18 protein-coding genes are annotated in these 20,440 nt (G+C 63.7%); 3 read left to right on the top strand and 15 right to left on the bottom strand.

What is annotated here, in order from left to right:
- Positions 1–8: 8 nt before the first annotated feature.
- Positions 9–404, top strand: coding sequence for a response regulator (locus K1177_RS11075; protein ID WP_224703355.1), 396 nt, complete (start codon positions 9–11; stop codon positions 402–404).
- A gap of 77 nt (positions 405–481) precedes the next feature.
- Here K1177_RS11075 and K1177_RS11070 read toward each other — a convergent pair whose 3' ends face one another.
- Complete coding sequence (locus K1177_RS11070; protein ID WP_224703354.1) at positions 482–874, bottom strand: response regulator transcription factor; 393 nt, start codon at positions 872–874, stop codon at positions 482–484.
- Positions 875–886: 12 nt separating this feature from the next.
- Entirely contained in the window at positions 887–2,236 is a 1,350-nt protein-coding gene (locus tag K1177_RS11065; RefSeq protein WP_224703353.1) for an aminotransferase class I/II-fold pyridoxal phosphate-dependent enzyme, read from the bottom strand.
- 202 nt (positions 2,237–2,438) lie between these two features.
- Between K1177_RS11065 and K1177_RS11060 the strand changes: the two genes are divergently transcribed.
- Positions 2,439–4,838: a putative bifunctional diguanylate cyclase/phosphodiesterase gene (locus K1177_RS11060; RefSeq protein WP_224703352.1), complete on the top strand. Its 2,400-nt coding sequence runs from the start codon at positions 2,439–2,441 to the stop codon at positions 4,836–4,838.
- Here K1177_RS11060 and K1177_RS11055 read toward each other — a convergent pair.
- From K1177_RS11055 to K1177_RS11030, 6 genes are all read right to left on the bottom strand, one after another.
- A complete protein-coding gene (locus K1177_RS11055; RefSeq protein ID WP_224703351.1) occupies positions 4,835–5,977 on the bottom strand; it encodes a succinylglutamate desuccinylase/aspartoacylase family protein in 1,143 nt (380 codons plus the stop codon). The genes K1177_RS11060 and K1177_RS11055 overlap by 4 nt on opposite strands.
- Positions 5,974–6,276 (bottom strand): MTH1187 family thiamine-binding protein, encoded by a 303-nt coding sequence (locus K1177_RS11050; RefSeq protein ID WP_224703350.1) that lies wholly within the window; start codon positions 6,274–6,276, stop codon positions 5,974–5,976. Before K1177_RS11050 ends, K1177_RS11055 begins: the two co-directional genes overlap by 4 nt.
- 5 nt (positions 6,277–6,281) lie before the next feature.
- Positions 6,282–7,016, bottom strand: a complete 735-nt coding sequence (locus K1177_RS11045; protein ID WP_224703349.1) for an ABC transporter permease — start codon at positions 7,014–7,016, stop codon at positions 6,282–6,284.
- Complete coding sequence (locus K1177_RS11040) at positions 7,016–7,825, bottom strand: ABC transporter permease (protein WP_224703348.1); 810 nt, start codon at positions 7,823–7,825, stop codon at positions 7,016–7,018. Before K1177_RS11040 ends, K1177_RS11045 begins: the two co-directional genes overlap by 1 nt.
- A 151-nt stretch (positions 7,826–7,976) precedes the next feature.
- Positions 7,977–8,729 carry a transporter substrate-binding domain-containing protein gene (locus K1177_RS11035; RefSeq protein WP_224703347.1) on the bottom strand — a complete coding sequence of 251 codons (753 nt, stop codon included), beginning with the start codon at positions 8,727–8,729 and terminating at the stop codon, positions 7,977–7,979.
- A 53-nt stretch (positions 8,730–8,782) separates the two neighbouring features.
- Positions 8,783–9,580 carry an ABC transporter ATP-binding protein gene (locus K1177_RS11030; RefSeq protein ID WP_224703346.1) on the bottom strand — a complete coding sequence of 266 codons (798 nt, stop codon included), beginning with the start codon at positions 9,578–9,580 and terminating at the stop codon, positions 8,783–8,785.
- Positions 9,581–9,701: 121 nt separating this feature from the next.
- On the opposite strand from K1177_RS11030, the gene K1177_RS11025 reads away from it, so the two are divergent.
- On the top strand, positions 9,702–10,571 hold the full coding sequence (locus tag K1177_RS11025; RefSeq protein ID WP_224703345.1) for a YdcF family protein: 870 nt from the start codon (positions 9,702–9,704) through the stop codon (positions 10,569–10,571).
- Between the two features lie 51 nt (positions 10,572–10,622).
- Here the strand turns inward: K1177_RS11025 and K1177_RS11020 are convergent, their stop codons facing one another.
- The 7 genes from K1177_RS11020 to K1177_RS10990 all read right to left on the bottom strand — a co-directional run bounded on the left by K1177_RS11020 (position 10,623) and on the right by K1177_RS10990 (position 20,440).
- On the bottom strand, positions 10,623–11,060 hold the full coding sequence (locus K1177_RS11020; protein WP_224703344.1) for a hypothetical protein: 438 nt from the start codon (positions 11,058–11,060) through the stop codon (positions 10,623–10,625).
- An 8-nt stretch (positions 11,061–11,068) separates the two neighbouring features.
- Entirely contained in the window at positions 11,069–11,422 is a 354-nt protein-coding gene (locus K1177_RS11015; RefSeq protein WP_224703343.1) for a DUF883 family protein, read from the bottom strand.
- Positions 11,423–11,579: 157 nt separating this feature from the next.
- The gene (locus K1177_RS11010) at positions 11,580–11,732 is read right to left on the bottom strand and encodes a DUF3309 family protein (RefSeq protein WP_224703342.1); all 153 of its coding nucleotides are present in this window, start codon (positions 11,730–11,732) and stop codon (positions 11,580–11,582) included.
- A 336-nt stretch (positions 11,733–12,068) separates the two neighbouring features.
- Entirely contained in the window at positions 12,069–12,947 is an 879-nt protein-coding gene (locus K1177_RS11005; RefSeq protein ID WP_224703740.1) for a transglutaminase family protein, read from the bottom strand.
- Positions 12,948–12,952: 5 nt separating this feature from the next.
- Complete coding sequence (locus K1177_RS11000; protein ID WP_396119986.1) at positions 12,953–15,355, bottom strand: circularly permuted type 2 ATP-grasp protein; 2,403 nt, start codon at positions 15,353–15,355, stop codon at positions 12,953–12,955.
- 9 nt (positions 15,356–15,364) lie between these two features.
- Positions 15,365–18,715 carry a transglutaminase family protein gene (locus K1177_RS10995; RefSeq protein WP_224703340.1) on the bottom strand — a complete coding sequence of 1,117 codons (3,351 nt, stop codon included), beginning with the start codon at positions 18,713–18,715 and terminating at the stop codon, positions 15,365–15,367.
- Between the two features lie 138 nt (positions 18,716–18,853).
- Positions 18,854–20,440, bottom strand: a complete 1,587-nt coding sequence (locus K1177_RS10990; RefSeq protein ID WP_224703339.1) for an FGGY-family carbohydrate kinase — start codon at positions 20,438–20,440, stop codon at positions 18,854–18,856.

Below are 20,440 nucleotides of genomic sequence, written 5' to 3'. Positions count from 1 at the left end.
ACGATACAATGGCTCTGGTGCTGATTGTCGAAGACAACCCGATCAACCGCGACGTGCTGGGGCGGCGGCTGGAACGCCGCGGCTTTTCCATTCGTTTTGCCGAAGACGGGCCAAAGGGGATTGCCGCGGCCAAGGCACTGATGCCTGACGTGATCCTGATGGATATCGGGCTGGGCGAAATGGATGGTTGCGAAGCCACCCGCCGCATCCACGCCGATCCGGAAACGGCAGCATTGCCAATCATCGCGCTGACGGCGAGCGCCTTCGAATCCGACCGGGCCAATGCCCTGGCGGCCGGCTGCATCGACTTTGACACCAAGCCGGTGGATCTGCCGCGCCTGCTTGGCAAGATGCAGGCTGTGCTCGGCCCCAAGACGCCGGCTGCCGCCATGGTGCAGCTCTAGTCTCTGCCACACGCATGAATGACAAAGCCCCCGCCATGTCTGGCGGGGGCTTTGTCATTCATGCGTGTGGCGCTTGTCTAGTTGGCGCGGGCGAGGCGATTGGCGTTCAGCGTCTTGCGCAGGAAGGCAAAATCGACCGGCTTCTGCTGAACGGACGGCTGGCGCAGCCCCAGGGCTTCGGCGGCGCGCTGGGCGATGAGCAGGGTCTGCTCATCGCGGCCGCTGATGATGACGATCTCGCCGTCAAAGTGCTGTTGTGCCAGCATGCCGAACAGCTCGATGGCGTCGATGTGGGGCATGGTAATGTCCACAGTGATGACATCGGGCTGCAGGGCAGCCACCAGATTGATGAACCCGCGGGGATCGGAGGTCGCGAAACCTTCGTACCCGCAGCGTTCAGCAACACGGACGATCAGTTCAGCCGACGGCGCATCGTCGTCGACGGCCAGCAATTTCAGGGCACGACCCATGGGAAGTTCCGATCAGGCGGCCGCTGTTGCGCCGGAGACTGCATCCGACTGACCTTCATGGCCCAGCCGGTACTCGATGTCGGCGTTGTGCATGGCCTCGGCCAACACGCGCACGACCTGGTCGATGTCCGCGCGGGTGTGGGAAGCCATGACCTGGAAGCGGAACCGTGCCCCGCCCTGCGGCACAGCCGGATATTCCACCAGATTGGCAATGCCGCCCAGGGCCATCAGGTTGCGCGAGGCAAAGCGGCCAACGCCTTCCAGCCCCAGGCGCACCGGCACGATGGGCGAGGGATCGCCCAGGGTTTCGAGCCCGGCTTTGGCCATCTGGGCGCGCAGGTAAAGGATGTTGTCCATCAGCTTGCGGCGCAGCGTGCGACCTTCTTCGGAGCGCACGATGTTGAGGGCGGCCAGAACCGAGGCAGCCTGCACCGGCGAGAGCGCGTTGGAGAAGGTGTGGGTGGCGCTATAGTACTTGAGATACTCCGCAGCGGCCTTGGTCTTGACGGCGATGAAGCCACCATTGGAGCCAAAGGTCTTGGAGAAGCTGCCGATAATGATGTCGGCGGCGTCCATCATGTTCTGCAGACCCAGGTGGCCCAGGCCGTCGTCACCGATCGAGCCCAGATCATGGGCACAGTCCACCAGCAGGGTCGCACCGAACTGGTCGCACAGCGCGCGCATGGCGCCGATATCGGGCGTATCGGAGTGCATCGAGAACAGGCTCTCGGTGACGACCATGATGCCATTGTCCGGATCGGCGCTGCGGATGCGCTCGAGTTTGCGGGCCAGGGCGTCGAGATTGAGATGGCCATGGTAATGAATGTTCTGCGTGGCAGCCTTGGCGCCTTCCTGGAGGCAGGAATGGGCCAGGATATCCATCACCACATGGTCGTTGGCGCGGACGAAGCCCTGCACCGAACCGTAGCCCGCAGCCCAGCCAGTGGGGTAGAGCACGACTTCGCGGCCGCCGAGGAACTCGGAGAGGCCCTGTTCGAGCAGCAGCGAATTGGCGGTGTTGCCCAGCAGGGCGGCGGAACCGGCGCTGTGCACGCCATATTCGCCGATGGCCTTGATGGCAGCCTCTTTCAGTGCGGGATGGGAGGACAGGCTCAGATAGTCCTGGCTGCCGAAATTGATGCCGGAGAAAGCCTCGCCAATGTCGCTGCGCGCTTCGCAATGGGCGGTCGGCGCTGTGCTGGTGGAACGGGCATAGGGCCAGAGCTGATGCTCACGGCGCAGGTTCTGCCAATCATAGAAGCCGGTAATGCGGCTCATCAGGTCTGGGCCTTCTGGCGAACGGAAGTCGCGCAGGCTCCCGGTCAGTGCAGCTTCCGGCACGGATTCGAAATGTGAACTCATCAACGCTCTCCAAGCGGACCTTTCTGGTCCTTTCACACGGAATTTAGAGAGCGTCCTTGAAAGTCCGCTTAAGCCCTAGAGTTTATTTTCCGTGTAACAGAAGAGTTTCGATAACGATTAACAAGACGTTTCCGGAAACTGATGATCTGCGGCCGCGCACGAGCATACGCAATATTAAGTGCTCCCGGGCGATATAGTGGTCATGATCCGCATACCGGGCAGTGGCCTGTTTTCAGTGGTGAACCGTTTTGTCGACCGCGCCATCGGCGCGGACGGACTTTCGCCACTTGTCCGCCAGAAGCTGCTGCATCAGCAGTTGCGCTCAGTGGCAGAAATGACGCCTGCCATGCTGGCTGCCTCCGTGGCTGTGGCCGCAGTATTCCTGATGCTGAGCTGGGGATCGCCACGGTTCATCTGGGTGGCTGTGGCCGTCGGCGTGATTGTGGCGATGCAACTGCACTCTGTTTATCTCGCCTTCCGGCATGCACAGGCAACGGCCCATTCAGTTCCCAACACCACCGGGCGGCGCACGATCATCTATGCGCTGTTGCTCGGGGTTGCGTGGGCTCTGGTGCTCAACCTGTTGCCCAGCGCCGACAGCGCCACCATTCGCGGCGCCGCTGTCATCGGCGCGGGCGGGCTGGCCTGTGTGGCCATGATGGCGTTGGTCAACTATCCGCAAGCGCTGGCAGCCTTTATCATCCCGCTGATCGACGGCGCGCTGGGGCTGGTGACCGCCTTCGACAATGGGCCCGAGTTCTGGGCGCAAGGCGCGCTGCTGCTGATCTTCATCTTCATCCTGGTGACAATCAGCTTCTACCACGCCTCGGCGTTTGTGGCGCATCGCGCCTCGGAAACGCTGGTCGAGGAAAAGGGCGAGATCATCGGCCTGTTGCTGCGTGAATTCGAACAGAGCATTTCCGACTGGATCTGGGGCACGGATGCCGATGGCGCGATCAATCGAGTATCGGCCGGGCTGACAGCAGCGACAGGCGTGCCAGAAGATGCGCTGATGGGCGCCGACTTCGTCCATTTTCTGCGCTGCATCACGCCGCCCGGCGACCCGATGTTTGCGCATCTAGAGGCCGATATCGCGAACCGGGAGACGTTCCAGGACGTCAACCTCCTGGTGGTGGCGGACGGGACGGAATGCTGGTGGAGCCTGACAGGCAAGCCGGCCTTTGACGAGGTGGGAACCTATCTGGGCTATATCGGCACCGGCTCGGACATCACTGAACGCAAGCTGGCCGAGCGGCGCATCACCATGCTTGCGCATCATGACTCCATGACGGGCCTGCTCAACCGCACCAAGTTTACCGAAAACCTCAACAGCTGCGTTGCGCGGCTGGAGCGCTATGGCACGCCATTCGCGCTGATGTTCCTGGACCTGGATCACTTCAAGTCCGTCAACGATAGCCGCGGCCATATGACGGGCGACAAGCTGCTGGTGCAGGTGTCGCGACGGATTGCCAATGTCGTGCGCGACGCCGACATGGCGGCCCGCCTGGGCGGTGACGAATTTGCCCTGCTGTTGCCGAGCGAATGCGAAGTGGCCGATGTGGTGGCGCTGGCCGAGCGGCTGATCCACGACATCAAGCAGCCCTATGTCATCGATGACGAGCAGGTCAACGTCGGGGTGAGCATCGGCATCGCCATGGCGCCGCTCAACGGCACGCGTCCGGACCAGATCCTGCGCAATGCCGACCTGGCGCTCTATCGCGCCAAGGCCGATGGCCGTTCGATATATCGCCTGTTCGAAAGCGAAATGGATTCGGAGGCGCGCGAACGGCGGCTGCTGGAGGGTGACCTGCGCGAAGCCATCGGCAATGACGAACTGGTGCTTTACTACCAGCCGCTGGTGTCAGCCCACGACGAAAAGCCTGTCGGTTTCGAGGCGCTGATCCGGTGGAACCATCCGATCCGGGGGCTGGTGGCGCCAGCCGAGTTCATTCCGATTGCCGAGCATTCCAATCTGATCGTCGACATCGGCGACTGGACCATCTTTGAGGCCTGCAAGGCTGCCGTCACCTGGCCGGAGCACCTGACGGTGGCGGTAAACCTGTCCGCCAAGCATTTCCGGCGTTCGGACATTTCGCAGGTGGTGCAGCGGGCTCTGGCGGTGTCCGGTCTGGCCCCGGAGCGGCTCGAGATCGAGATCACCGAAGGGCTGCTGATGGAAAACCCAGAGCAGGTGGTGGAAAAGCTCGCTGAAATTCGCGCCCTGGGCGTCAGCATCGCGATGGACGACTTCGGCACCGGCTATTCGAGCCTGAGCTATCTGCAGAAGTTCTCGTTCGACAAGATCAAGATTGATCGCTCCTTCGTTCATGCATCGAGCGACAATGAGGTGTCGCGCGACATTCTCAAGGCCATTGCCTCGCTGGGCAAGACGCTCAAGCTCAAGATCACTGCAGAGGGCGTCGAGACGCGCGAACAGGCCGACTTCCTGGCTGGGATCGCCTGCAACCAGCTGCAGGGGTTCCTGTTCTCGCGGCCGCTGGACAGTATCGACCTGCCGCTCTACCTGCTCAAGAACGTGCCCGGCCGTGCCGCCGAGGTGAAGGCCGAAGCCGAGCGCGCTTTGGGCCGGCTGGCCAGCTAGTCTTCCAACAGATAGCCGCCGGCCCGCGTGGGCAAGACGGCCGTGCCAACGATCTTGGCGATGCTGTCGCCACGGCGCACATATTTGCCCATGACACGGGAGAGCACGAAGCCGTCGGTGCCCGCGAGAATGGGCGTGCGCTGCAGGAAGGCCTCGGGGCCATCCATGGCAATGAGATCGGCGACGGGCTGTCCGGCAGTGACGCGGTCGCCCAAGGCAACGCGGTAGGCCAGAAGGCCCGGCGCATCGACGCGCAACACTTCGGTGGCTTCAAAGGGCGTGGGCTGCGGCGCCGGCTGTGGGCGTGGGCCGGGGTCGGCCGCAATCAGGCCACGCGATGCCAGAAAGCCGAACAGGCCTGCCGCATCGGCCTGCCCCAGATCGTCAAAACTGTCGGCCCGTCCGCGATACTCAAGCGTTGCCGTTTCCGCGCCAATAGGGACGGGATGGTCAGGATGGGCCAAGCGCGCCTTGCGATAGAGCGTGGGCAGAACTTCATCGAAGGAGCCGCCGCCGCTGTCCTCGGCGGTCAGCGTTGCCGCCACGCCCATCCAGTCCGCCAGATCCTGCAGGCCCGGCATCAGCTCGGGCGAGGTAAAGATGTGCTTGAGGCTGTCGTCATCGCAATGAAGATCCAGCACAATATCGGCGGCGGCAGCCGAGCGCAGGACCAGCAATCGCAGGCGCTGTATGGCGGTGACCGGCGTCTGGCTGTCGATCCAGTCTAGCACAGCGGCACGAATGGTGCGGAGATTGGTCGCGCCGTCTGGCCCGAGGCGGCCCTGCAGATCGGCGGCGATGAGCGGATAGAGGTCAGGCCAGCGTCGATTGTAGTTGATGCCGGTCTGGGTGTCGTAGCGGCCGATATGATGGCGCAGGCTGGATGTCGCCAGGCCCAACGGATTGACCGAGGGGAAGACGGTGATTTGCGCCCGCAGCTGGCCCGCACTATCGGCGTCGCGCAGTCGCGGCAGCAAATGGTGCAGCGCCATGGTGCCGGGCTGTTCGTCCGCGTGGAGTGCCGCCTGGATATGCACGCGGGTCGCGGCGTCCTCGGGCCCCATGGTGTAGTAACAGAGCGTTGTGGCGGCACCGGGCGTGTCACCGGCCAGGACGGTCTGGTGCAATGTGAAGGTCATGGACGGCCCTCGGGCGCAAGACTGGCCAGTTTGTCGGCCATGGTCTGAGGTTTGTCGATGCGGGTGGAAAATACCATTGTGCAGAACACCCGCTCGACGCCGCGCTGGTTGAGATGGGCGCAGCATGCCTCGACCACCGCGGTGACCTCGCTCATCTCGCCCTCGATATTGGTGCCATTGGCATGCATGACATGGGTAAGGCCGGAGCGCGCGATGATATCGGCAACGTCGCGGATATAGCTGGAGACGGATGGGCCTACGCCCATCGGGACGATGCAGAGGTCGGCGATGATCTTCATTTTGGCTACCGGATCCACTTGGGCGCAAAGCGCATGCCGGGCGTTGCCGGCAAATGACGCATGAGCCGCTGATAGACCAGTCCGAACAGGAAGAACACCACCAGCGATACAGCCAGGAAATAGAGTGCGGCCACTGAGAAATGCAGGAAGGCATTGTAGTCGCGCTCGAACAGCTCCTTGGCGGTGATCATCAGATCCTTCTGCTGCCCGATCACCGGCAGCGCGAAATAGACGATGGCTGTGGCGTGGAAGAGGAAGACAACCTCATTGGTATAGGCCGGCCAGGCCAGGCGGATGAGGTTGGGCCAGATGACATGGCGGAATTGCTGGCGCCGGCTCATGCCATAGGCACGGGCCGCCTCGACCTCGCCGCGCGGCACGGCGCGCAGGGCGCCATAGAAGATCTCGGCGGTGTAGGCAGCCGTGTTCAGCACCAGCACCAGCGGACCGATGAACAGCGGATGCAGCACGAACCACGAAATCCCCAGCGGCTTCCACACGCCGACGTTGAACGACAGCGCCAGGGAATAGACCATGAAGAACTGGATGAAGAGCGGTGAGCCGCGGAAGGCGTAGATGTAGCCCCGGCTAAGGCGCGAGATCAGCGGATTGGTCGAATTCTTGCCCAGTGCCAGGAACACGGCCATGACGAATCCCAGCGGGATCGAGGCCGCGGCGAAATAGATGTTGAACACGACAGCCGGGGCGAACAGGCCGATTTCGGTGAGGAGGCGATCCATCAGCGTGCCTCCACCAGAATGCCGCGCCCGGCACGCCGCATCAGCGCAGCAAAGGCGCGTTCGGACACCAGTGTGACGAGAATGTAGAAGACAAACAGCACCAGGTAATAGCGCCAGCGCCAGTCTTCATGCACCAGGCCCACGGCGGGCAGGAAGTTTGGCGCGCCCAGGCGGTCGGCCCAGAGCACTATGTCGGCGATCTGCAGCAGCGAGAGCAGGGAGGTTGCCTTGACGATGAGCATCCAGACATTGGAGAGGCCGGGCAGCGCGTAGATCCACATCTGGCGGATATGGATGCGCCAGAGTACCTGGCGGGCCGTCATGCCATAGGCCCGGGCGGCCTCGAGCTGGCCGCGCGGCACCGAGCGCATGGCGCCATGGATGACGTTGGTGGCGAAGGCGCCATAGACCAGGCCCAGCGAGACAGAGGCCAGGATGAGGTATTCGGGTGTGCCGAGGAACCAGTTGGCCTCCTTGCAGGGCGGCCAGGCGGCGGACTGCGCGGCGATGGTGTCGGGCGTGCAGACCTGGGAGGCCATGACCCATTCCACGCCCTGCTCGAAGGCGAGCGGAAAGAACAGGAAAAACAGGACGTCCGGCACGCCACGCACGATGGACGAATAGGTCGAGCCGATCAGGCGCAATGGCCAGAAGCGGGAGTTCTTGAGGGTGGCGCCAATCAGGCCGAAGACAACAGCCAGTGAGCCGCCGACCACGGCCGCGAAAATGGTGAACTGGAAGCTGGCATACCAGGTGAGGTGCTTGCCGTTGGTGAGGTAGCCCAGCCAGAAATTGACATCGTCCATCATGGGCTGGTCCGGCCGAGGGCGTGCTGAACGGACGCGCGAGGTCGACTGGATGTGGTTTGGATCGGCAAAGGCAATGCCTGCTCCCTCGTCCGCCTGGCGCGGTGCCCGGTCGCGCCACCCTTCACAGGGTCGCGTGACCGGGCGGGTTGAATTATTCGGTGAAGTACGGGCCGCGGCCGTCGAACCACTTGGCGATCAGGCCGTCCAGCGTGCCGTCCTTCTTGAGGGCGGTCAGGGCGTCGTCGAACTTGGTCTTGAGTTCGGCTTCATCCTTGCGCAGGCCGGCGCCGACGCCATTGCCGATCATCACGTCTTCGCCCACCAGTTCAAAGGCACCGCCGGAGGCAGCCACGACGGGCTCAAGATAGGCCCCGTCGGCCAGGATGGTATCAAGATTGCCGGCGCCCAGATCAGCCATGGCCTGATCGGCGGTGCCGAAGGACACGACGGTGTTCTTGCCGGCAAGGTTGGCTTCCGCATAGGCCGCCTGGATGGTGCCGCCCTGGACGCCGACGCGCTTGCCTTCTAGATTGGCAATGTCGAGGCCGGCACCGCTCGGCGCGATGAAGCGCGACGGATCGGGTGGGAAGTAGTTCTGGGTGAAGTCGATGGTTTCCATGCGCTCGTCGGTGATCGACATGCCCGCCATGATGACATCGTAGTTGCCGGCCAGCAGGTTGGGGATGATGGAATCCCAGTCGTTGGTGATGACTTCGCAGGTCACCTCGGCCTTGGCACAGATCGCGGCCGCCAGATCGATTTCGAACCCGGCCGGCTTGCCTGCGTCATCAAGGAAGTTCCAGGGCGCATAGGCGCCCTCGGTGGCAATGCGCACCGTCTCCTGGGCCTGGGCGGAGGCGCCCAGCGCCAGGAGCGCAGCAGCGGTGAGAATGAGTTTTTTCATCAGTATCTCCTTTGGGTCTTCTAGCGTCGCCGGTTGATCGGCGACGGGTCGGCTTATTGGTGGTTTGCGGCGTTGAGGAACTGGCGGAGCCGGGGCGACTGGGTGTTGCCGAACACGGCCTCGGGCGATCCTTCCTCTTCGATCATGCCCAGATGCAGGAAAATGACGCGATCGGACACGGAGCGGGCGAACTCCATGTCATGGGTGACCAGCACCATGGTGCGGCCTTCGTCGGCCAGGACCTTGATGACGCGCAGCACCTCCACTTCCAGCTCGGGGTCGAGCGCAGAGGTGGGTTCGTCAAACAGCATGACGCGGGGATTGATGCAGAGGGCGCGGGCAATTGCAGCGCGTTGCTGCTGGCCACCGGATAGCTGGGCCGGATAGGCATCTGCTTTCTCGCGGATGCCAACCTTGCCCAGCATGGCCAGGGCTTCCTGCTCGACTTCAGCCCGGTTCCTGCGCTGAACCACCAGTGGCGCTTCCATGACATTTTCCAGAATGGTCATGTGCGCCCAAAGGTTGAAGCTCTGGAACACCATGCCCAGTTCGGACCGGATGCGGCGGATCTGGTTTTCGTCCGCGATCTGGCGCTGCTGGGCTGCGCCGCGCAGGCGAATCTCCTCGCCATCGATGCTGACGGTGCCGCTATCGGGCACTTCGAGCATGTTGATGCAGCGCAAGAGCGTGGACTTGCCGGAGCCTGACGAGCCGATCAGCGAGACGACTTCACCTTCGCGGGCGGAAAAGGATATGCCCTTGAGAACCTCAAGCGCGCCGAAGGACTTATGCAGGTCGCGCACGGCGACGACTGGGATCTGCTGCTCACCGGATGCCGTCGCAATCGCCATGCTCACCCAGACCTGCGCGTGGCAGGCACCTTCCTGTTGGTGGTTGCCTTTTTATGAGGCTGACAACCTTCTCCGCCTGCAACAAAAGCAGAAGCCGGGGAGATAGCAAGCAGAATTCGTCATGGTCAGCATCGCCTGGACGCGCTATCGCGTCGGGGACGTGCCTAAGGGAGTCCCGGCCATGTTCTTCGTGCTGTCAAAGATCTTCTGGCTGGTGGTGCAGCCGCTGAGCCTGATTTTCCTGCTCGCCCTAGCCGGTGGCGTGCTTGTGGCCCGACGCAGGGTACGCGCGGGCTTGATCGTGGCCGGCGTGGGCGTGTTGCTGCTCGGGGTGAGCAGCTTCACCACACTGGGCTTTGTGATGATCAGGCCACTGGAGGATCGCTTCGCCCGGCCGGCGGAGATGCCGCAAGGCGTGTCGACCATCATCATGCTGGGCGGGGCGACCGTGGGGCGGGTGAGTGCGGTGCGCGGCATCACTGAGCTCAATGATGCCGGGGACCGGCTAATGGAGACACTGCGGCTGGCCCGGCTTTACCCTGATGCCAGGGTGCTTGTCAGTGGCGGCTCGGGGGCGCTTGAGGGCGAGGTGCTGCCCGAGGCTGAAATCGCGGCGCGACTGTTCATCGACATGGGCATCGATCGCGACCGGCTGATGCTGGAAGACCAGTCGCGCAATACCGATGAAAACGCCGATCTGACCCGCGACCTGCTGGGTGCGGTGGATGGACAGGTGCTGCTGGTAACGTCGGCCTTCCACATGCCCCGATCCGTGGGCCTGTTCCGCAAGGCAGGTCTGTCGGTGATCCCCTGGCCCACGGACTATCGTAGCACGGGGCAGGAGGGCATCGGCGTTGATATCGTCAATCCGGTGCTCAACTTTGTCACCACGGGCGTGGCGTTAAAGGAATGGATCGGCCTTCTGGCCTATTGGGCGACTGGCCGGATCGATAGTGCGCTGCCGGGACCCGAAGCTCCCAACGGGGATTGATGTGGCGGCTTGAAATGCAGGAAGGGGCCGCAGCGTGCGGCCCCTTCTGATTTACTCGTCGTCTTTTTCGCCACTGTTGCTGGCCACCAGCAGGGCGGCAATGGCAGCGGCCGGAATGCCGAGCGTCCTGAGCCATGGCGACTTGAGCATCACGGGAAGCGCCGTCAGCGCTGCCGTGGTCAGGAAGGCGCCTGTCTGGCTGGAGCGGCGGCGCTCCACGGCCTCGCGCTGGCGCTTGGCTTCACCGATGCGCGTGCCAAGATAGACAGCCAAGGTCAGCACCAGGAAGCCACCACCGAAGATCAGCGCGGCAATCACAGGACCCAGCTGTTCGGACAGGGCAATGTAGCCGGCAATCACCAGGAAGATCACCCCGGCCATGCCCAGCATTGCCATCAGTACACCGGCGATAAGCTTGCGCTTGACCTGTTCAGAGATGGTCTCAAGCTCGAAGCCCAGCAGGCTCGCCAGCGAGGTCAACAGATACATAGGACCTGTTACCGCGACAGCAGGGCCAGAATGAAGCCGATGCCGACCGCCGCTGCCACGGCGGTCAGCGGCTTTTCCCGGATGGTGTCCTTGAGCTGCTTTTCCACGACGCTGGCCTGGTCCTGCACATCATCGATGACATGCTGGCCCTGGCGTCTGATCTGGCGGAACTCAGTCTTGGCAACGTCGCGTGCCTCATTGACCTTTTCACCGGTGAGCTTGGACAGCGTTGCGGCGATGGATTTGAGGTCGTTCTGCAGCTGGCCGATCTGGTCTTCGAGCTGCTCTTCACGCGCCTTGGCGGTGGCGCGGCTGGCAGCCGCCTTGCGGCGGCCGGGTGCGAGGTCGGAAGTGGTTGCCATGTGAGGCTCCTGTTTGATGCTGTTGCCTGCGGCCCAATGAACCGCCGGTCGTTCAGATGGGCCAGCGCGACACTGTCTGCCTTGGCCCACCACATTTCACTTTGGCGTCAATACTATAGGTGTCGGTGCCGATGCCGCCGTCAAGCGGCAATGATCATCAAAGGCGACCGGTCAGTGCCAGGATGAGGACAACGACAAGGATCACGCCGACAATGCCGGACGGGAAATAGCCGAAGCCGCGCGAATAGCCCCAATTGGGCAGCGCGCCGATCAGCAGCAGGATCAGAATAATGATCAGAATGGTACTCATGGGAAATCTCCGGACAATGAAGTTGTGCAGGCGAGGCTTAAAGTATTGAAGCCATGATAACGCCCGCCGTGGCCAAAATGAGGAGAGCAGGGCCAAAGGCGGTCAATACGCGACCAAAATGTGCCTGCCCGGTGCGGCCGATCCACATGTCGGACAGTCGGCTGACGCGGGTTGCTGATTTAATGTTCAAAGTAGTCATTTCATCCCCCTGAAAGAATGCGGGTGCCGCAAGCGAAAGGCACCAGGCATCTGCAGATGACGCCGACGAGCGTCACACAGCTTAAACGGGGGGAGAGGCCGTTTGGTTCCCTAAAAAGTGAAGAAAGTGTTTACGCGCTATTCGACGCGCAGCACGTCTACCGATTGCTTGGTTTCGTGCGAGCCATGCGTCTTGAGGACGCCCACGATCGGGGAAATGTCGGAATAGTCCCTGCCATGGCCGATGGAGATGTGGTCGGCGCCGGCGATCATGGCGTTGGTGGGGTCGAATTCGACCCAGCCCAGATGCTGGCCACACCACGCCCTCACCCAGGCGTGCATGGCGTCTGCCCCTTCAAGGCGCGGCTTGCCGGGCGGGGGATTGGTGCGCAGAAATCCAGAGACATAACCGGCCGGGATGCCAAGGCCGCGCAGACCGGCAATCATGACATGGGCAAAGTCCTGACAGACGCCCTTGCGCAGGGCAAATACGGTCGAGGGCAGCGTCTGCACGTCCGTGGCCTTGGGGTCGTAGGCGAAATCGCGATGGATCGCCAGGCACAGGGCATTGGCCGCGGTGAAGACCGAGGGCGCTGTCGCCGTGGCCTGGGCAGCATAGGCCGTGATGGCCGTGTCGAGCGGGACCCGTGGTGAACTGGCCAGGAAATGGTGCGGACTGTCGGGTTCGACGGACCAATAGCGCGCAATCGCTTCGTGCAATTCCGGCATTGTCGGCGACAGGTCGGCCGGCGGGGGGACATCCTCGACCTGAACGCGAGCCGTCAGTCGGATCTCCAGGCTGTCGTGCGGGTCGATATAGGTGACGGTCGTGGCCAGATTGCCGAAGAAATCGGTGAAGCTGCTTTCGCGCTGCGGGCGGGGTTCGAAGCTCAGACTTGAAGCAACGACGCGCTGCACGCCCGGCACGGATATAGGCGACACGCGCACCAGGTGGCGACCGCCATGCACCGTGGCCTTGTAGTCGTAGTTCAGGCTGAGGCGGATATCGTAGAGCATGATGGTCACACGAAGTACGCCGCAGCCACGAGGCTGGACAGGATGCCGATGTCCGCGGCCAGACGATCAAGCCGCTCCGGCGTCATTTCGGAGGGTTCGACGATGCGCAGGTCGGTGTGCAGGCGAAGCGCTGCCTTGCCGGCTTCTGACAGCTGGCCGTCTTCGACGCCGCCGGGGAGCTTGGCGATCTGAGCGCGCAACTCGGTGAGCTGGAACAGAACCGAGCGCGGATTGAGCGGATCGAGCACCAGAAGATCGATCGCGCTCTGGGACCCGGCGGCCACGGAATAGCGCCGACGGTGGGTCATGACACTATCGCCGATCTCGAGCAGCATTTCCACCGAACCATCGGGGGCGTCGGGCCGGGTCAGCCAGGACGTGGTGCGGGCAATCTGCACCGCACGCTCCAGACGGCGGCCCAGCTCAAGGAAACGCCAACCGGCGAAGCGATACATGTTTTCGTGCACCAGGCCCGAAAAGCCGGCCAGCTTGCGCAGCAGCACCGTCATGGCGCGGGTGGAGTCGTCACCCGGCTGGACGCGCCGCGCAAAGCGAAGGGCCGTCTTTTGCAGGTCATTGAGCGCAAGCCAGCCATCGGGGGAGAAACGGTCGCGAATCTGGCCGGCGCTGCGAACAGCGCTGTCGATGGCCGACAGCAGGCCCTCCGGCATCCCCTCGGCGGCATCGACGTCGATCGTCTCGAGGAAGGCCGCGCAATGCTTCAGCAAGGGCATTTCGGGCCGCGACAATTCCGCAAGACGGGCGTTGTAGGCGCGCAGAATGCGCACGGTGGCTTCGCAGCGCTCGGCATAGCGCCCCAGCCAGATCAGATTGTCGGCGGCGCGGCTGGGCAGGCTTCCGGGTGAGTTGCGGACCAGCTTCTGGCCATCCTGCGGTAGCAGGGAAATGCGCTCGACCGGGCTTGATGACATGACCCAGACGTCGGCGGCCTGGCCGCCGCGCTGCATGGCAATGGCGGAGGCATCGGCGCCGGAGCCAACGCGGGCGAAGCCACCCGGCATGATGGTCCAGCCGTCGCGGGTGCGGGCCGCATAGACGCGCAGGCTGATCGGACGCGGCTGCAGCTGGCCGTTGACATAGACCGGCGCGGTGGAGAGCTGCACGCGCTCCTGCCCGACAAAGTTGACGCCATCGGCAAGGATGCGCTCGCGCACGGCGCTTTTCTCATCATCCGAATAGTCTGATCCCAGCCGGGTGCTCTGCTGGTCTTCAAAGGGCAGGTTGGTCGCAAACGCCGGACCGATCATCATGCTGTCGAGATTGTCGAGCACATGGCGCTGCTCCCCAGGCTGGCCGCACCACCAGGTGGCGATCTCGGGCAGCAGCAGGTCGGCGTCGAGCAGTTTGCGGGCGATGCGCGGCAGGAAGGCTGCCAGGGCGCGGGTTTCCAGAAGCCCGGTACCGAGGGCATTGATCATCGAGATGGAGCCATGGCGCAGGGCGTCCACCATGCCGGGCGTGCCGATGCGGCTATCATAGCGCAATTCCAGCGGATCGACGAAGGAAGCGTCCATGCGCCGCCAAAGCGCGCTGATCGGTTTCAGGCCAGAGACGGTGCGAACCATCACCTTGCCGTCCTCGACGACCAAGTCCTCGCCTTCAAGCAGCATGAGGCCAAGGTAGCGGGCGATATAGGCGTGCTCGAAATAGGTCTCGTTGAGCTGGCCGGGGCTGAGGATGCCAACGCGGCCGCCGTCACGTTTGGCGTCCTCAAACAGGGTGTCGCGGAAGCTGCGGAAGAACCCCGCGAGCCGCTGCACATTCATGTCGGAATAGATGTCGCTGAGGGCGCGGGTGGTGGCGACGCGGTTTTCCAGCGCAAAGCCGGCGCCAGACGGTGCCTGGGTACGATCGCCCAGAACCCACCAAGCGCCATCCGGGCCGCGGCCCAGCTCAAAGGCGCAGAAATGCAGGAAGTGCCCACTCGTGGGGCGGATGCCAACCAGGGGGCGCAGGAACTCGCTGTTGCGCGCCACCAGCTCTGGCGGCAGCAGGCCCTGTTGTACAAGCGTGTTGTCTCCGTAGATGTCGGAGACCACGGTTTCGAGCAGTTCAGCGCGCTGGATCAGACCGGCACTGATGCGGGCCCAGTCTGCCTCCGAGATCAGCAGTGGCACATGGGCGAGCGGCCAATCGCGCTCCTTGCTCTCGGCGCCATCATAGGTGCGATAAAACACGCCGGCGTCGCGCAGATATTGATCGGCCCGCTCAAATCGTGCCGCCAGTTCGCTGGGTCCGAGCGTGTCGAAGGCAGCCATGAGCTTGGTCCAGCCCGGGCGCACTGCGCCCTGGGCATCGATCATCTCGTCGGGGACGCCGGGAAGCAGGCGGTAGCCTGCCACGATGCTGGGTCCGGCCGGGGGCTTGCCGCGCTTTTGATTCCGCATTTCCATGGCCTACCAGAAGCGCGGCGGCCGACGCAGGTCAAGGGTCAGCGGGAATTCGTCCGCCGGCTTTTCCGCCCGCAGGTCATAGCCACCAGCCGTGTAGTTGTGGGGCACGAAGCGGGCGAGGCGGCGCGCCTCGGCCTCGTTGCCATTGACCGGGAAGGTCTCGTAATTGCGGCCGCCCGGGTGGGCAACATGATAGACGCAGCCGCCAACCGGGCGCTGGGTCCAGCGGTCGTAGATGTCAAAGACCAGTGGCGTGTTCACCGGCAGGGCCGGGTGCATGCCCGAAGCGGGCTGCCAGGCCTTGTAGCGGACGCCAGCGACGGCCGTGCCCGCCTGGTCGGTGGTGCGCAGGGGCACATTGCGCTGGTTGCAGGTGACGGCATAGCGCTCGGGATTGATACCGTCGAGCCGGACCTGGAGGCGCTCGACGGAGCTGTCAACGAAGCGCACCGTGCCGCCAATGGCGCCCTGTTCACCCATGACATGCCAGGGTTCAAGCGCCTGGCGTAGCTCGAGGCGGACGCCGTCGTACTCGACCTCGCCGCAGAAGGGGAAGCGGAACTCGAGCTGTGCGTTGAACCAGGCGGGATCGACGGCAAAGCCATGCCGTTCGAGATCGGCGATGACGTCGAGGAAATCCTGCCAGACGTAGTGGGGCAGCATGAAGCGATCATGCAGGCTGGTGCCCCAGCGGGTGAAACTGCCATCGAGCGGATCGGTCCAGTAGCGGGCGATCAGGGCTCGGACCAGCACCTGCTGGGCCAGCGACATGCGGGCGTTGGGCGGCATCTCGAAGCCGCGGAATTCCACCAGGCCCAGCCGACCTGTGGGGCCATCGGGCGAGAACAGCTTGTCGATGCAGATCTCGGAGCGATGGGTGTTGCCGGTGACGTCGACCAGCAGGTTGCGGAATAGGCGATCGACCAGCCAGGGCAGCGGGGCGGGTTGGCCCGACTGCGGATGGGGCACCTGCGCCATGGCGATTTCAAGTTCGTAGAGGCTGTCGTGCCGGGCTTCATCGAAGCGCGGCGCCTGGCTGGTGGGGCCGATGAACAGGCCCGAGAACAGATAGGACATCGACGGATGGCGCTGCCAGTGCAGCACCAGCGACTTGAGCAGGTCGGGGCGGCGCAGGAAGGGGCTGTCGTGCGGGGTGGCGCCACCGACAACGACGTGGTTGCCACCGCCGGTGCCCGTGTGGCGCCCGTCGATCATGAATTTGTCGGCGCCCAGGCGCGAGAGCCGAGCCTCCTCATAGATGGCGGTGGTGGTGGCCACGCAATCGTCCCAGCTTGAGGCCGGGTGGATATTGACTTCGATGACGCCGGGATCGGGCGCCACGCGAATGACGTTGAGACGCGGATCGTGCGGGGGGGCATAGCCCTCGACGTGAACCGGCTGGCCGACCGATTTGGCGGCAGCTTCGACAGCAGCCATCAGCTCGAGATAATCCTCCAGCCGCTCGACTGGGGGCAGGAAGATGCAGAGGCGGTGATCGCGGATCTCGGCGGTGACGGCGGTACGCACCACGCCTTCGATCTCGCTGATCTCCTGCTCGGTGCGGTCCTGCTGTTCGCTGGAGGCGGTGAAGGACGATGTGGTCTGGGCGCGCGGATCGGCTTCCAACCCAGTCTTCTGGCGGGCCAGCAGTTCAACCGGATCGGGCAGGGGACCGCGCGGCGCGCCAGGGTCCTGCTGGACGACATGGGGATAGTCGACCGGCTTGATGTGGCGCAGCGAGCTCAGTGGCAGGCGATAGCCTGCGGGGCTGTCGCCGGGCGCGAGGAAGAGCTTGCCGCGCCGGGTCTTCCACACTTCGGTGAGCCAGGGGCTCGACGCTGCCGCGTTCCAACGCTGCACGGGCAGTACATAGCCGGTGGGCTTGGTCAGGCCGCGCTCGAAGACCTTGGCGATACGCGACCGCGCCTCGGGGTCGGCCAGTTCGGAATTGGCGGGGTCGACGTTGTCGGGCAGCTTGGCTTCCTTGAGCAGCCATTCGCCCGGGTCTTCGTAGGCCTCGGCGATGGTCTCTCCGGTCAACCCCAGATTGGTGGCGAAGGCATTTAGGAAGCGCCGGGCATCCTCGTGGGTGGCCGTGGTCTTGACGCCTTCGCGCGCGATCAGCTTGTCGTCGGACCAGATCGGCTTGCCGTCAAGGCGCCAATAGAGTGAGAAGGTCCAGCGCGGCAGGGTTTCGCCGGGATACCACTTGCCCTGGCCATAGTGCAGCATGCCATTGGGCGCGAAGCGCGTGCGCAGGCGGCGAATGAGATCATCGGCGAGGGTGCGCTTGGTCGGGCCGACTGCGCCGGTGTTCCACTCGTCAGACTCGAAATCGTCGATGGAGACGAAGGTGGGCTCGCCACCCATGGTCAGGCGCACGTCGTTGTCGGCCAGCACTTTGTCGACCTGGTGGCCCAGGGCGTCGAGCTTGTCCCAACTGGCGTCCGAGAAGGGCTTGGTGATGCGGGGGTGTTCGGCAACGCGATCGACGCGCATCTCGAAGTTGAAATCAACTTCGGCGAAGGAGGCAAAGCCGGAGATGGGCGCAGCATTGCGATAATGCGGCGTCGCGGCCAGCGGCACATGGCTCTCGCCGGTCAGAAGTCCCGAAGTGGGATCCAGACCCACCCAGCCTGCACCGGGCAGGTAGACTTCGCACCAGGCGTGCAGATCGGTAAAGTCATGGTCGGTGCCGGCCGGGCCATCGAGCGAGACCAGGTCGGGCTTGAGCTGTATGAGATAGCCCGAGACAAAGCGGGCGGCAAAGCCGAGATGGCGCAGGGTCTGCACCAGCAGCCAGCTGGAATCGCGGCAACTGCCGCGGCCATTGGCCAGGGTTTCATCGGGTGCCCAGACGCCGGGCTCCATGCGCACGACATAGTCGAGGCGGCGCTGGATGGAGGCGTTGATGGCGGTGACGAAGTTCACCGTGTTCATCGGGGTCTTGTCGATGCCGTCAAGGAACTGCTGCATCTGCGGGCCGATTGGCTCGGGCTGCATGTAGATCGACAGATCGGGCCGGATGTCGTCGGGATATTGGAACGGCCAGGTCTCGGCGCTCTCCTCGACGAAGAAGTCGAAGGGATTGTAGACTGTCATGTCGGCAACGAGATCGACCTCGATCTTGAGCTCGGTCACCGGTTCGGGAAAAACGAAGCGCGTCAGGAAGTTGCCGTAGGGGTCCTGCTGCACATTCACGAAATGCAGCGCCGGAGATACCTTGAGCGAGTGGCTCAGCACCTTGGTCTTGGAATGGGGCGCCGGCTGCAGCCGAATGATCTGGGGCTGCAAATAGACCGGACGGTCATATTTGTAGTGCGTGAGATGATAGACGGCGGCTTTGATCGACATGCGTTCGCATTGCTCGTTTCAGGCCACGAAATTTGGCTTCCCGAGCATCAGCTTAAACAGTGTTGACCGACACCGCCAGCGCGCATCGTGCAAATCAGACCATCGTGTCGCTGATCTCAGATCATCGTGCTGATGATCTCAGACCATCGTGTCGATGATCTGCCGGTGGCGCAGCATCTCGAGGAAGATGGCGTAGTCTCTTTCATATTGCGGGCGGGCGGACAGGTCCGGCGCGCGCGAGCGTCCGCCTTGCTGCATGGCGACACAGGCGGCGTCCAGGCTCGCATAAAGGCCAGCGGCTGTGGCGGCGACCATGGCCATGCCGAGAAGAGTTGCGTCCTTGGCTGCAGATTCGACCACCGTGCAGCCCGTGGCGTCGGCATAAAGCTCCATCAGTACGGCATTCTTGGTGTGGCCGCCGGTGACATGAAGGGTGTCGATGGCGTAGCCGCGGGTGTTGAGTGTTTCAAGGATGTGGCGGACGCCCAGGGCGATGGAGACGCAGGTGCGCCAGTAGAGGCGGCAGAGCGAGTCGAAGTCGCTGTCCAGCGTCAGGCCCGAGATCACGCCCAGGGCAAAAGGGTCGCCGAGCGGCGAGCGGTTGCCATGGAAGTCGGGCAGTACATGCAAGCGGTTGGCCAGAGCCAGGCCCTCATGTTCGCGCAGTTCCATGATGCGCCTGGCAATGTCGCGATGCATCTGCGTGGTTGGCTCGCCACCGGCGCTGTGCAGGCGGATGAGATGGTCGAGCAGGGCGCCGGTTGCGGACTGTCCGCCCTCATTGAGCCAGACGCCGGGCAGCACTGCGCCAAAATAGGGGCCCCAGACGCCGGGCGTGGGGCGGTCTTCGGCGGAGAGGGCCATGACGCAGCTGGACGTCCCGGCGATCAGGGCCAGATGCCGGTCGATGGTGGCCACATCGTGGGTGAAGGCTCCCAGGACACCCAAGGCGCCAGCATGGGCATCGATCAGGCCGGCACCAACGCGGCAGGCTGTCGTCAGGCCCAGATCGGCTGCGGCCGACGGCGTGAGACTGCCGACAAAGTCGCCAATCGGGGTGGCCGTTGCGGGCAGGGCGGCCTTGTCGAGCAGATCGGCCAGGCCAACGGTCTCCAGAAAATCGGCCTGCCAGGCAGGCGCCTGGTGGGCGAGATAGGTCCATTTGCAGGTGAGCGTCGACTGCGAGCGGGCCAGCGAGCCTGTTGCCTTCCAGGACAGGAAATCGGCTAGGTCGAACATCATGCCGGCCCGGGCCCAGCTGTCTGGCAGGTTGCGCTTGAGCCACATCAGCTTGGGCACTTCCATTTCCGGCGACATCACGCCGCCGGCATACTGCAACACATGGTGGCCCGTGCGGTTGCACTCGTCGGCCTGGCCAAGGGCACGATGGTCGAGCCAGACGATCGTGTCCCAGCGGTCCTCGCCAGTTGTCGAGACGGTGAGGGGACGGCCATCCCTGTCACGCACCACCAGCGAACAGGTGGCGTCAAAACCCAGTCCTGCAACCTGCTCGGGCTGTGCGCCGGCGATGGACATGGCCTCGCGCACGGCGCCACAGACTGCGGACCAGATCTGCTCACTGTTGTGTTCGGCGTGATTGGCATCGGGCCGATGCATATCGATCAGATGCTCAGCCCGGCCCAGCAGGTCGCCCTGGGGCGTCAGCACGCCGGCCCGGGCACTGGTGGTTCCCACATCCACTGCAACCAGAAGGGTTGTCGTCAA

This window comes from Devosia aquimaris, assembly GCF_020169335.1.
In the GTDB taxonomy this organism is placed as follows: domain Bacteria; phylum Pseudomonadota; class Alphaproteobacteria; order Rhizobiales; family Devosiaceae; genus Devosia; species Devosia aquimaris.
This window is presented reverse-complemented; position numbering and strand designations above follow the sequence as displayed.

Excerpts from the sequence above, each read along its gene's own strand:
- K1177_RS11075 (WP_224703355.1), top strand. The coding sequence starts at position 9 with ATGGCTCTGGTGCTGATTGTCGAAGACAACCCGATCAACCGCGACGTG.
- K1177_RS11015 (WP_224703343.1), bottom strand. The coding sequence starts at position 11,422 with ATGGCAACCACTTCCGACCTCGCACCCGGCCGCCGCAAGGCGGCTGCC.
- K1177_RS11035 (WP_224703347.1), bottom strand. The coding sequence starts at position 8,729 with ATGAAAAAACTCATTCTCACCGCTGCTGCGCTCCTGGCGCTGGGCGCC.
- K1177_RS11030 (WP_224703346.1), bottom strand. The coding sequence starts at position 9,580 with ATGGCGATTGCGACGGCATCCGGTGAGCAGCAGATCCCAGTCGTCGCC.
- K1177_RS11050 (WP_224703350.1), bottom strand. The coding sequence starts at position 6,276 with ATGAAGATCATCGCCGACCTCTGCATCGTCCCGATGGGCGTAGGCCCA.
- K1177_RS11000 (WP_396119986.1), bottom strand. The coding sequence starts at position 15,355 with ATGCGGAATCAAAAGCGCGGCAAGCCCCCGGCCGGACCCAGCATCGTG.
- K1177_RS11010 (WP_224703342.1), bottom strand. The coding sequence starts at position 11,732 with ATGAGTACCATTCTGATCATTATTCTGATCCTGCTGCTGATCGGCGCG.
- K1177_RS11040 (WP_224703348.1), bottom strand. The coding sequence starts at position 7,825 with ATGATGGACGATGTCAATTTCTGGCTGGGCTACCTCACCAACGGCAAG.
- K1177_RS11070 (WP_224703354.1), bottom strand. The coding sequence starts at position 874 with ATGGGTCGTGCCCTGAAATTGCTGGCCGTCGACGACGATGCGCCGTCG.
- K1177_RS11055 (WP_224703351.1), bottom strand. The coding sequence starts at position 5,977 with ATGACCTTCACATTGCACCAGACCGTCCTGGCCGGTGACACGCCCGGT.
- K1177_RS10995 (WP_224703340.1), bottom strand. The coding sequence starts at position 18,715 with ATGTCGATCAAAGCCGCCGTCTATCATCTCACGCACTACAAATATGAC.
- K1177_RS11045 (WP_224703349.1), bottom strand. The coding sequence starts at position 7,016 with ATGGATCGCCTCCTCACCGAAATCGGCCTGTTCGCCCCGGCTGTCGTG.
- K1177_RS11065 (WP_224703353.1), bottom strand. The coding sequence starts at position 2,236 with ATGAGTTCACATTTCGAATCCGTGCCGGAAGCTGCACTGACCGGGAGC.
- K1177_RS11005 (WP_224703740.1), bottom strand. The coding sequence starts at position 12,947 with ATGCTCTACGATATCCGCCTCAGCCTGAACTACGACTACAAGGCCACG.
- K1177_RS11025 (WP_224703345.1), top strand. The coding sequence starts at position 9,702 with ATGGTCAGCATCGCCTGGACGCGCTATCGCGTCGGGGACGTGCCTAAG.
- K1177_RS11020 (WP_224703344.1), bottom strand. The coding sequence starts at position 11,060 with ATGTATCTGTTGACCTCGCTGGCGAGCCTGCTGGGCTTCGAGCTTGAG.
- K1177_RS11060 (WP_224703352.1), top strand. The coding sequence starts at position 2,439 with ATGATCCGCATACCGGGCAGTGGCCTGTTTTCAGTGGTGAACCGTTTT.